This window comes from Mycolicibacterium wolinskyi (genome assembly GCF_002101965.1).
In the GTDB taxonomy this organism is placed as follows: domain Bacteria; phylum Actinomycetota; class Actinomycetes; order Mycobacteriales; family Mycobacteriaceae; genus Mycobacterium; species Mycobacterium wolinskyi.
On sequence record NZ_LQQA01000006.1, the window covers coordinates 207,905 to 219,731 of the forward strand.

An 11,827-nucleotide genomic window follows, 5' to 3' on the forward strand; every position below is an offset into this window, starting at 1 on the left:
TCACTCGGCCCCGCGGCCGGTTCGGCTCCGTTCGTATGCGGCGCGGCGGAACTCAGCCAGCCAGTGGGGCGTCAGGCTCACGCCGGGAACGATGTGCAACGCGGGATCGAAGGGCACGTCTCGGCCATGGGGAACCTTCTTGTGCAGCGTGATACGGGCCAGTGGGCGAAAGCCCTCGGTGCCCGGGGCTTGTTCGAGATCGAACTCCAGGCCGGTCCGGCCGAGTTGATCGTCGACGCTGGCCATCGCCAAGCCGCCGCCGTCGAAGCGCGTCGTCAGCCGAGCCCGCAGCCACCAGTGGGTGTCCTCGTACTTGAGCGGCATCAGACTCGACAGCGTGACGTTGCGCCAGGAAGTCGCCGGGCACAACAAGATTCGTTGACCGGCGAACGTGGACGCGAGCAGGATGTCCCAGGGCGTCCCCGACAATTGGGGCGGCATTCGCCAGGCCAGCCCGACGATGTCGGGCAGGGAACCGGGCAGGCCGATTCCTTTCGAAATCCGCCCGACGATTTCGCATGATCGGATCGGTAAGCCGTGACCGTCCGGCGCGGTCCGCTCGATGGTGCCCTGCGCGAGCACCCCGGTCGGGTGGAAGAACCGGCGGTGCCGCATCGAGGCGCCGACCTGGACCGGCAGGGTGACGGCATCGGAAAGCTTCACTGCCACGGGTTGCCCGCGGCGACCCGGCGACAAACGTGCGGATTAAGCGCTGACGAGTTCCGGTGCGGCGGTGCTGAGGCTCTCGAGTTCGGATGTCACCCGGCGTTCGACGAGCAGCGGCACGAAGTCGCGGATCACGCTGCCCTCGAAGCGGTGGTGTGCGGTCTCGACCGCGGCAGATACGCGTTCGGCCGGAAATGTATTGAAACGTTTCACCAGGCGATCCTGGACATCGGCGATCAATTCGCTCTCAGATCGGGTCTTCATGGTCCTTATTGTCTGAGCTGCGCCTTTGGCGCGTCAACGCGTCGTTCGTCACAAACTTGACAGTTGTCAACTCAAGTTAGATCCGCCAGAGCGCTTCCTGGTTGACGCTCGCCACCAGGGATCCGGCGCCGTCGTAGAGCGAGCCGACCGCAAGCCCGCGGGAATCGTTGTGATTGACCGAACGCACCTCGTAGCGGTGCCACGCGTCGGGCCGGAACGCGCGGTGAAACCAGATCGAATGGTCGAGGCTCGCGGCGAACCCGAGGTCGGCGGACAACGGAACGTTCGGCGGCAGCGCGGCCGGGACCGGCCCGAGGTCCGACATGTAGGCGAGCGTGCAGGCGCAGACCAGCGGGTCGTCCTCGACCGGCTCGCGGGTTCTGATCCAGAACGGCGGAACCGCGAACTCCGAATCGTCATCGGGTCTGGTGCGCAGCTCGAAGAGGTCGCCGAAGTCAAGGACATTGCTCTTGGTCACCGCGGCGTCGAACTCCAGCGCCGGCGTGCGGTCGGGTTGCCAGTCGACGCCGGGCTCGGGCTGGTGGAAGGACGCGATCATCTCCAGGATGACGGCGCCGTCCTGTACGGCTGTGACGCGGCGCGTCGCGAATGCGCGGCCGTCGCGCGTGCGCTCGACGCGAAACTCGACCTCGGCGTCGTAGCGGCCACCGCGGACGAAGTAGGCGTGCAGCGACTGCGGCAGCTTGCCGGCATCGACCGTCGCGCCGGCAGCCGCCAACGACTGGGCGGCGATCAGCCCGCCGAACAACCGCTCGACCGCTCCGCGCCGCGGCTCGCGGATTCGGAAGACGTCCCCATCTGCGTCGACGCGGTCGAACCGCAGCAGTTTGCTTATCCAGCTCGTGGTGGAGGCCGTCATCGCTGTGACGCTACCGACCGCTTGGTTGAGACTCTCGTCACGCCCGGCGTGCGAAGTACCGCTGGCCGTCGGACGCCAGCCGCCCGAACGTCGCCTTGACCGCGGGTGCGAGCACGCGGAACGGCAGGGCGAACGCCGGCTTGGGCTCGATCGCCACGACCCACGTGAATTGCGTCTGGCCCTCGCCCGCAGGTTCGACGAGGTAGTCCTCGGCGAAGCGGCGCAGCGAGGGGATGGTGGCCTCGTCCACCGTGAACGAGTACCGGCGTCCGTCGTCCCACCGGAAGAATGTCTCGTGCACGCGCGCGAAGCCGGGGGCGAGAACGACTTCGCGCATCGTCCCCACGCCGAACGGCCGCGGCGAAAGCCAGTTGACCTCTTTGACGGACGGCCCCCACGCGGCAAGGGATTCGTCGGAGACCAGTGACTCCCACACCTGTTGCGGCGGGGCGGCGAAACGCTTGCGGTAGGTGAAGATGTGCGGTGCCGTGGTGAAGAAGTCGGCGTCCGCGGATTCCAGGATGAAGCGGGGCATGGGCTGAGCATGCCCCAGCGCATCAGTTCCCGAAGGTGTATCGCAGCGGCCGGCCGAGCCGGCGCAGCGCCGGGATCCGGTACACGCCCCGCAGGAATCGGCGGGTGAGCCCGGACAGGCGCTGATCCATGCCGGGCGCATCCGAATACCAGAGCTCGGTGTCGAACCGCAGGCCGGGCACGGCGCGCTCGAGGTCGCGCGGATCCCCGATGCTCCAGCCGAGGCGCGCGCCCGACGCCTTGACGCAGCCGTAGCGCTGCAGGAACCACAGGCCCCGTTTGTCGTAGCCGTCGAACAGCAGCTCGCCCGACGGGAAGTGGCCCGTGATACGGCGCAACAGCGCGAGGCCTTCCTCGGCGGGTAGGTACGGGGTCACGCCCTCGGCCACGACGAGCACCGGCGTGTCCCCGGCGACGTCGTCGAGCAATGTCGGATCGGTCACGGACTTGGCGATCATGGCGTAATCCGAGGCGAAAAGCTTGCGGCGCAAGGCAATCACGTCGGGGAAATCGACGTCGTACCACGTGACCGACGGCGGCGGGGCCACCCGAAAAGCGCGCGTGTCCAGGCCGCACCCGAGGTGCAGAACGGTGCAGCGCGGGTGGGCGTCGATGAATTGGCGGGCCCACGTGTCGTACGCCCTGGGGCGGACCGCCAGCGACAGGTGGTCACTGCGGCGCACGCGCAGCTTGCTGAAGTCGTAGTCGACGCGCTGCAGCGCGGCGAAGGCCTCGGTGTCCTGCAGGATCGAATCGGGACGGCGGCTTTCCATGGCCTTGCCGTAGAGCGTGGCAAGCGTCGTCTCCTGCGCTCCGGTGAGTGCGACTTTCTCGGTCATTGCTGCTCCTGCTGATAGAGGTTCAAACCACTGCGCGCCAACGACATCAGATCCGCGCCGGCCAAATCGGGCGACATCGCGTCGAGTACGGCCGCGCTGATCCGGGTCAGTACCTGGGGTGTGAGTCCGTCGGCGCCGAGCACGCGGATCAGATGGGGGTGCATCACCCACACCCCGAGCCTCATCGCGACGTGCACGGCGGCCAGCGTCCGCAAGTCCTGCTGGGCCGCGCGGCCCTGCGGGGGATGAGTCGTCAGGTAGTCCTCGGTGAGCGCGACTAAGTTGTCGAAAAGCCGTGTCGCACCGGGTGATTCATCGACCAAAGCCCGCGACACATACCGCAGCACGATCGGGGCGCCTCGGTAGACGTCAGCCAGATAGCCGGGATCGGCGATCGCCTCGCCGTCCACCCCTTCGGCGATGACGCGCCGCAGATAGTCCATGACGAACCCGTCGCAGGCCTCGCGCAGTCCCTGTTTGTTGCCGAAGTGGTGTGAGACCAGGCCGGGCGCGACGTTCGCCTCGGCGGCGATCGTGCGGATCGTCGTTTCCTTGACGCCGTGCTCGGCGAGCAGTCGCATCGCGGCATCCCGGATACGCGCGCGGGCGGTGACATCCTCGGCTGGACGCATGTTCAGTAGTTTAAACACTCGACCAGTGGGCTGGTCAAGTGTTTAATGACCGTTGCCGGTGCTAGGCGAGCGCCACTCCGAGTTCTTGGGCGAACACCTTGATCATGTGCTGGACGGCGATCTCGTTGCGGCCGATGATCATGTGGTCGTGCTGGCCGTGCCGGACACCTTCACCGCACTGGGGCAGCATCGCGAAGTCCTCGTCGCGCACCGCGGCGTGCACCCCTTCATAGACGGCGTCGTAGGCCGCACGCATGTCATCGTCGGTTGCGGGGATACGACCCATCCAGCTGTGCCGGACGCTGCAGCGGGTTGGTTCCCCGGCCGGCAGCATGTCGATGATCTCGACGCCGACGGGGCTGTTGGCAAGGATGAGATTCGGATAGACCCAATAGATCACGCCCATGTTGGCCGACGGGTCCAGCGGGGCACTGGGATCGTTGTCGGTGAGCTGGCGCGGTATCGAGCGGCGAAGGTCTACTTCGCCACGCCGGATATGGTCCTCGCAGGTGGAGACCGGACCGAGTGCGAGCTTTGCGGTCAGACGGGGCAGTCTCCGGAACGAGGTTGTGCAAGGCACGCGAGCCGTGGTGTTTGGCGATGGGATGCGCTTCCCGTCCACGTCGAGTGCATGGACGATGCTGAGCTGAGCGACTCCGCGCCGCCGGGACGGTGCGTTACGCTCTGGTCGTTTCGGTTGAGACCGCCGAGGAGACCTCGACACTATTCGCGATGAAGTACGAACCAGACTCCGTCAGCGGATTAGCGACCGCACACGAGGTCGGGTATCGGGTTGACGCCTCACCACCATTGTTATACCGAGCAATAGCTCCACCGTATCGGCCGCATTTCGCCAAGATTAGTGTGGGCCGAGTGAAGCATCTCGTTAATGGGCGTTGTATCCCGTTGCAAATGCCAGAGGTGTCCCACGGTCGCCAGGACTAGTCAGTGGTCCTAGAAATCTCGATAGTCATAATTTGGCTTTATCTCGCGATTCATATAGCTGCCCTTCGAGTCAGCCGCAAGCAACTCCTCGTAAGAAGCCTGGGGAACCCGAGAGTACACATAGATTCGTCCACTAGAAAATTCTACGTATAGATCCTCCGTGGCGGCATCATATCCAATTCGAGATACATTGCTTGAGTCTACGGGCTCCATATCTGGAAGTGTCATCTATGCCTCTTCATCAGCGTTCTTGGGTGTCTTAATAGCGGAGATAGCAGCTTGTGATCCATCAGGTGGTGTTTCTGGATATGTATTCGTGGTCTGTGAACGCCAGTTGAAAATTGCAGCGTCATAGAGCGAAGGGGCTCGCTCAATATCTTGGCGCCACGCTCCTGCAAGGTCCGGATCAGTGCCCACCGGCTTATCAATTGCCTTATTTACTCGTATTCTCGAAGGTACGTGCATCGCCTCACCAAGGACCAACGCCTCTCCTGTGCGGAGCGCTGGGATTTGAGCTGCAAGGCCGCCTAAATCGTCCGGAATCACAGACGAGACCGCAGACTTGTCTGATGGGCTGGTGACGCGTAGCGCGATCATGGTGCCACATTGGCTCAGCACTGCCGAGTCAATATCGGACGGTCTCTGTGTGACTACGAGCAGCCCCACGCCATATTTGCGGCCCTCCTTCGCGATACGGGAGAAAATGGACGCGGCGGGGTTTGTTCCAGCGGTGGGCAGGAAACGGTGTGCTTCGTCGACTATAATGAGAAGTGGCTGCTGACGACTGCCAATGGATAGATTCATCCCCCAAAAGAGCGTGTCGTAGATTATCTGTATCATCGTTCCCACAATGGTTCCGATAATTTCTGAAGGGATTCCTGAAACATCGATTGCTGTGACCTGGTGGTCGGAGCCTATCCACCCAGCTACGAGGGAACCTAGATCCTCCTCGGTCATACCTGATTCATCGGGATGCAGTGGATCGGCGGCACTGAACATGAAACTATACCGCGAATCTAAGAGTCGCGAGCGTAGCATGTCGAGTTGCCGGCTAATGCTACGTCTTTGACGATTATAAAACGGGGCCTGATTATAGGTTGATGCGGGCGGGTAAGTTGGCGGTATCAGCAACGTGACGTCGCCGTCACTCTCGCGAGGTAGGCGGGTGGTGTCGTTTTGCTTGTTAGCCTCCGAAAACGTGGATCGCTCAATGTCTTCCAATTCGTACCAGAGCTTCCGAATACTGAACGGTACTGGGGAGTCGGCAGTAATTGACTCGGCAGGCAGCGGCGTCGGTAAGTGCTGAGCAGCCGTGAGTTTCATATCTTGGACTCGACTGCGGATTGATTCTACGACCGCAGGCTGCAGCGGGCCCATCGTCAGGTCTAACAGTTGCTCAAGAGGAAGAGCCCAATACGGCACGCGTAACCGGGAAGGGTCTGAGTCGGCCTCTGGGCCGGTAGTGATTCTTTGAACCCTTCCCCCGAGGGTGTTGCCATATTCGCCGTGCGGATCGACAACAAGTACGCGTGCACTGGGGAATCGGCCATCTATGACCGATTCGAGAATGACGGAAACCAGGTTAGATTTCCCCGCGCCGGTTGAACCGACAATGCAAGCATGGCGGCTTACAAGTGTCGACAGTCGCAGCGATGCTGGAATGCCATCGGAATCGGCTATCCGGCCTATTGTGATCGTGTCGTCACGTGGTGTGCCGCGGGCGTAGATAAGTCGCAGGTCCCCGGGCGTAACTAGGTGAACCTCATCACCGACAGTGGGGAATTGCGCAACGCCTCTGTCAAAGGAATCTCCAATGGACTCGCCAAATAGAGCTAGGCTCAACCACCGAAATCCCGAGAGGCGGTTATCGGGGTTCTTTTCGAGTAGGAATGGATCCTGATCAGATTCAGCATGCGGTATCGCGTCAGCGCCAACTTGTGTGCATACTCCGTAGAGCTGCGTATAACCTAGTGGGATACGTAGAAACGCTCCAATTTGACCGATGCGATACGAGTGACCATCCACCATGATTAGGGTTGTCGGGGTCTCTCGAAGGCGTACTGTCACGGTGCCTCCGCGCACGGAAGCGACTTGGCCGATGAAAGTTGTTTGCCGACTTACTGGCCTACCCATAACTTCCAACTATCGTGTCAAGGAACCTCGCGAACCACTTAAAATCGCCGAGGCGGAAGCCGCCGGTCAAACTGTGATTATCATCGCCTGGCAGGCAAGCATCTGAGTCGAATGGGATGTCCATCAGGGGTGCGAGTCTTCGATCCACGGGTTCGTGGAGTCGCCACTCTCCGGACACCCCTCCGACGACCGCATGGTGGCGTCCGTATACAACCAAGTTGGAACGACTTTTCGCCCGGGATATCAGATCATGGTCATCGTGAGGGTCATTAAATTGGAGCGAAAAAACGTGCAGTCGATCGCGGACATCGAGTGCGTCAAAAATTACTGAATTTATGTGCTCGTCACCGAAACTATAACCAAGAGTAATCAGAATCCCGTCTTCGCGTTCAGTCAACACGCGGTGAAGACGTTCAAGCATCGCCACGTATGGTTGCTTTCGGCTTTCATCATATTTGTGGGCGGACGGCAAAATAAGCTCCCCCTCCCCATCTTCGGGTACTCGCGCTATTCGCCGGGATCCGTCTCTGAGGGTGACCCACGACCAGTTCACAGAGCCGTGGATCTTCCATAAGCGGACCCACTGGCGACCGGGAGCGAGTTCGTCGTGCCGCAAACTCTGCGAGTGGAAGAAAGGCTGACGGCTTCCGACGAACCCGTCGAAAGTCGCAACGCGTTCATCCTCGAGGCCGCGCTCAATCAGAGTGTCGTAATTAGTAGTGAAGATCTCGATCGGAGTAGGACGGTCAGTCCGCCTTATCCAACGCGCCAGTGCATGGTGGGGTAGTGATTGGGGGACCCGACTATCGTCAGGTCGAGCTACTCGAGCAATCGTCCTGCGGATCGCGGCCTCGAACTCTCCCAGTCCAGGAACATCGAGGCCAGCTAGCGTGTCGTAGGGTCCGGCGGCAGCCATTTTGAGGCGTACAGCGGTAAGTATTAGTTCGATATTCGAGTACTTGTGCTTCGCTTCCACGTCCGCGGAGATGCTCTCCCAGGCGGTGCCGTACTTGGCTCCAAGAGCGCGCACCGCCTCCTCGCACAACTGGCCTAACGGAGCGATCGCAGGTATGAGCGGCTCGCCGGAAGGATCACTGACTGCGCAAGATGCACCTGCGCCTATAAGCAGCGCAATCGGCTTGTCATGGGATGCCAGCAGCGAGCGGAGTTTCTCGACCTCGCGACGCGGGTCATGCGTTGCCATTTTGCCTTCCGTTATCGGGTTGAAGGCCTGACGGAGTACACCCCCAGAACTGCTATACGTCCTACACGATCAGACTCCTTGCCGCCTGCCATATGCTCAGCGTGGCGAAATTTGATTGGCGTCCACGCCTGGGTGCGTGCCAGCTCCAAGAACACCTTGGATGTGCCTTGGACGGAGCGAGCCTTTGGAGCATCCAGGTGGAATGCGGTGTTTCAGTCGCGATCCTCGTGACCTACTATGTCCGGCCGGGCGCTGCTCGGCAATCGTGAACGAGCGTCGACACCGAGACTCCGGCAACGTCGTAGCCGCACGTCTGGCGGCAAGATGTCCAACAGTTGGAGTCCTCGCCATTCTCGCAAGAGCGATGCAGGGTAAGTGTCGTCGCGTAGGTGTCCGGATTTCGTCCGTCGATAGTTTGCCGGTCCAGCCCCGGAGTGTCGTCCGGTACTGGTGCCGCCACAGTCGAAAATGACGTCGGCATCTTGCGTCAGGCGCTGGAGATGGCGATCAAGGACCGACGGATCGCGCGCAATCCCTAAGCGGGAATCAAGCTTCCTCACCGCAAGCGGCTGCGGTTCGGCTATCTGACGCATCGACAGGTCGAGCGGCTCGCGATTGAAGTCGGGCCGGACGCGATGGTCGTGCGCTTCCTGGCCTACACCGGACTGTGTTGGGGGAGATGGCAGCGCTGCGGGTCAGCGACGGCAACATGCTTCGGCGTCGTGTCCACGTACGGGAATCCGTGAGGAGGTGGAAGGCCAACTGGAGTGGTCATCGCCCAACTCCTATGAGCTGCGGATGGTGCCCTTTCCCGCAGGTCCTCGCTGACGAACTCTCCGCGCTGATGATCGGGAAGAGTCCCGATGACCTCATCTTTGCCGCGCCCGAGGGCAGAGTGCTGAGGGTGTCGAACTGCGTCATCGGGTGTTCAATAGAGCAGTCAAGCGCCCCGTCGCCGAAGGCCCGACCTTCCCGGGTGGTGACGCTGCACGATCTCCGTCACACTGCGGTGCCTCTAAGCATCGGCGCCGGTGCCGTGCAGACAATACTGGGACACCCGTCGGCGGTGCTGACCTTGGACACCTATGCCGACTTGTTCCCAGATGATTGGAGCTGGTTTCCGCGGATCTCGACTAAGTCTCTGGAATCTGCTGCGGACCAACTGCGGACTGGAACGAAAAAAGGCCCTGACCTGGATAACCAGGCAGGGCCTTTGACTGCTACCAACGTGAGTCGGGGTGGCGGGATTCGAACCCACGACCTCTTCGTCCCGAACGAAGCGCGCTACCAAGCTGCGCCACACCCCGTGTGAAGCCACGACAGCGTATCGCACGAGGGTGGTCGAAAGCCAAACGGTTACCTCACCGCCTAGCGCCGGGTCTCGCGCAGGACGGCCAGGCGTTCGCGGTACTCGGCCTCGTTGACCTCGCCCTTGGCGTAGGCGTCGCGCAGGGTGCGCTCGCCTTGCCGGCCGCGGAACCGCCGGAGCAGGTAGACGATGCCGACGATCACGAGCGTCCAGAACGTGATCGGGATGAGGACGAACCAGGGGTTCCAGTCGTGATCGGCGAAGCGCCCGCCGTGCTCGGCCAGGAATGTCGTTGCGGTGGGGGTGATCTCGTAGATGTTCATGCATCAAGCGTGCTCGGCTCACGTGCCGGGGGCATCGGTCCGCAGGCGTGAATCGGCATACGTGCGGGCGCGTACCCATCAGCCCTGCCATCCTGGCCGGACGAGTCCGCTCTCGTAGGCGAGCACCACGAGCTGGGTGCGGTCACGCGCGCCGAGCTTGGTCAGGATGCGGCTGACGTGGGTCCGGGCGGTGGCCGGGCTCATGAACAGGCGTTCGCCGATCTCGGAGTTGGTCAGCCCTTCGGCCACCAGGGTCATCACCTCGCGCTCGCGTGCGGTCAGATCCGGCAGGGCCGGGGCGGCCGGGATCTTGGCGTGCGCGGCGAACTCGGCCACCAGGCGCCGGGTCACCGACGGCGAAAGCAGCGCGTCGCCGGCCGCCACGACACGGACCGCTCGCACAAGCTCGGCCGGCTCGGTGTGTTTGACCAGGAACCCGCTGGCGCCCGCGCGCATCGCCTCGAACACGTACTCGTCGAGCTCGAACGTCGTCAGCACGACCACGCGAACGTCGGTCAATGCGGGGTCGTCGGCGATGGCTCGGGTCGCGGCCAGGCCGTCCATCTCCGGCATCCGAATGTCCATCAGGACGACGTCGGGCCGCAGCTCGATGGCGGCCGCAAGCGCCCGTGCCCCGGTCGCGGCCTCGGCGACCACCTCGATACCGTCCTGCGCGTCGAGCAGTGCCACGAAACCGGCGCGGACCAAAGCCTGGTCGTCGGCGACAATCACGCGAATCGTCATGGGAAAGTGTCGCTTTCGTCGAGAGGGAACGTCGCTCGCACGCTGAAGCCGCCACCGGGAATCCGCCGTGCGGTGAACGTGCCACCGAGTGCCTTGACGCGTTCACGCATACCGGTGATGCCGCTGCCGCCCTCCGATGGCCCGTCGTTGAGCGGACGTCCGTCGTTGTCCACCGAAACCCGCAGCTGCGCAGCCTCATACGAGACCGTCACCTCCGCGTGGGCCGCCGTGGAGTGGCGGACGACGTTCGTCAGCGATTCCTGCACGATGCGCGCGGCCGCGACGTCGATCACCGCGGGCAGGGGTCGCGGGTCACCGTGAACCGTGGTCGCGACCGTCAGCCCGGTTGCCCGGGCGGGCGCCAGTAGAGCATCGAGATCGGCGATGCCCGGTGTGGGTGCGGTAGGCTCGCCGCCTTCGGTGCGGAGCGCTGCGACCAGGGAGTGCACATCCGAAATGGCTTGGCGGCTGGCCTCTTTGATCGCAGCCAGTGCGGGTCCGGCCCGCTCGGGCTGTTCGTCGAGGAGCTCGAGGGCCACCGATGACTGCACGTTGATCATCGACAGGCTGTGGGCGAGCACGTCGTGCAACTCGCGGGCGATGGCCAGCCGGGCCGCTGAAGCCTGGCGCTGCTGCTCGGACCGGGCCTGCAGGGCCATCGCATCGCGGCGTTGGCGGCGCGCCACGAGCACCGAACGGCGCTGCCGCAGTCCCTCGGCGATCGCGATCAGCACCAGCAGCCACGAACCCAACGCGCCGACCGCCTCCAGCGGAGGACCCGGGATGCCGCGCAGCCACGGCACGAGCCACGCGGCCACCCAGCCGAGCACCGGCAGCGGGTAGGTCCACCATCGCGGGCCGACGGTGGCGGCGCGCAGGAAGGCCACCACGACCGACAAGAACACCGGGCCGGGGCCGAACCCGGCCAGCAGGTAGGCCATCGTGATGGCCAGCACGGCAAGCAGCACCGGGTACGGGTGGCGGATGCGGGCCAGCAGGACCAGCGGCCCGGCGATCAGCAGCAGATAACCGAACCAATTGAGCGGGACCCAGTGTGGGTCGGGCCCGCGGTGGCGCATCCCCGTGCTGCCGAGCACCTGGATGACGGCGACGACCAACGGCACCAGCCACACCACCGGGCGGCGGAGGTCCATATCCGAGAACCTAGTCGGCGGCTCGACGGCTCGGCATCCGCGCCGCGGCGTAGCTCACGCTGCGACGTGCGGCGGATCGGGATTGAACGAGGGTGTCGGTGGTGTTGTACACACTGAGTTCAACCAAACGTTCATCGAACGACCATCAATCGGAAAACGACTGGAGCTAGACATGACCGCGTTGGGCGCCGCCATCTACC

The 11,827-nt window shown here is 63.2% G+C and carries 12 protein-coding genes, 1 tRNA gene and 1 pseudogene; all 14 read right to left on the reverse strand.

Translation table 11 applies throughout. From position 1 onward, the window contains the following. Positions 1-663 (reverse strand): phosphodiesterase, encoded by a 663-nt coding sequence (locus AWC31_RS04760; protein WP_110774908.1) that lies wholly within the window; start codon positions 661-663, stop codon positions 1-3. A 42-nt stretch (positions 664-705) separates the two neighbouring features. Next, a complete protein-coding gene (locus AWC31_RS04765) occupies positions 706-930 on the reverse strand; it encodes a three-helix bundle dimerization domain-containing protein (RefSeq protein ID WP_085143169.1) in 225 nt (74 codons plus the stop codon). A gap of 76 nt (positions 931-1,006) precedes the next feature. Further along, complete coding sequence (locus AWC31_RS04770) at positions 1,007-1,810, reverse strand: acyl-CoA thioesterase (RefSeq protein ID WP_085143171.1); 804 nt, start codon at positions 1,808-1,810, stop codon at positions 1,007-1,009. A 37-nt stretch (positions 1,811-1,847) separates the two neighbouring features. Beyond that, the gene (locus AWC31_RS04775) at positions 1,848-2,345 is read right to left on the reverse strand and encodes an SRPBCC family protein (protein WP_085143173.1); all 498 of its coding nucleotides are present in this window, start codon (positions 2,343-2,345) and stop codon (positions 1,848-1,850) included. Positions 2,346-2,367: 22 nt separating this feature from the next. Further along, on the reverse strand, positions 2,368-3,183 hold the full coding sequence (locus AWC31_RS04780; protein ID WP_085143175.1) for a class I SAM-dependent methyltransferase: 816 nt from the start codon (positions 3,181-3,183) through the stop codon (positions 2,368-2,370). Next, positions 3,180-3,815 (reverse strand): TetR/AcrR family transcriptional regulator, encoded by a 636-nt coding sequence (locus AWC31_RS04785; RefSeq protein WP_085143177.1) that lies wholly within the window; start codon positions 3,813-3,815, stop codon positions 3,180-3,182. Before AWC31_RS04785 ends, AWC31_RS04780 begins: the two co-directional genes overlap by 4 nt. Positions 3,816-3,876: 61 nt before the next feature. Continuing rightward, a pseudogene (locus AWC31_RS04790) lies at positions 3,877-4,254 on the reverse strand (SRPBCC family protein); the annotation flags it as partial. A gap of 515 nt (positions 4,255-4,769) precedes the next feature. Continuing rightward, a complete protein-coding gene (locus AWC31_RS04800) occupies positions 4,770-4,988 on the reverse strand; it encodes a KTSC domain-containing protein (protein ID WP_085143179.1) in 219 nt (72 codons plus the stop codon). Continuing rightward, positions 4,989-6,827: an ATP-binding protein gene (locus AWC31_RS04805; protein WP_207626289.1), complete on the reverse strand. Its 1,839-nt coding sequence runs from the start codon at positions 6,825-6,827 to the stop codon at positions 4,989-4,991. 58 nt (positions 6,828-6,885) lie between these two features. Beyond that, positions 6,886-8,097, reverse strand: coding sequence for an SIR2 family protein (locus tag AWC31_RS04810; RefSeq protein WP_085143183.1), 1,212 nt, complete (start codon positions 8,095-8,097; stop codon positions 6,886-6,888). Between the two features lie 1,233 nt (positions 8,098-9,330). Next, positions 9,331-9,404: transfer RNA gene (locus AWC31_RS04815), tRNA-Pro, on the reverse strand. Positions 9,405-9,465: 61 nt separating this feature from the next. Next, positions 9,466-9,729, reverse strand: a complete 264-nt coding sequence (locus AWC31_RS04820) for an SHOCT domain-containing protein (RefSeq protein ID WP_067850366.1) — start codon at positions 9,727-9,729, stop codon at positions 9,466-9,468. A gap of 78 nt (positions 9,730-9,807) precedes the next feature. After that, positions 9,808-10,473, reverse strand: a complete 666-nt coding sequence (locus tag AWC31_RS04825; RefSeq protein ID WP_085143185.1) for a response regulator transcription factor — start codon at positions 10,471-10,473, stop codon at positions 9,808-9,810. Further along, positions 10,470-11,627, reverse strand: coding sequence for a sensor histidine kinase (locus AWC31_RS04830; RefSeq protein WP_085143187.1), 1,158 nt, complete (start codon positions 11,625-11,627; stop codon positions 10,470-10,472). Before AWC31_RS04830 ends, AWC31_RS04825 begins: the two co-directional genes overlap by 4 nt. Positions 11,628-11,827 lie beyond the last annotated feature (200 nt).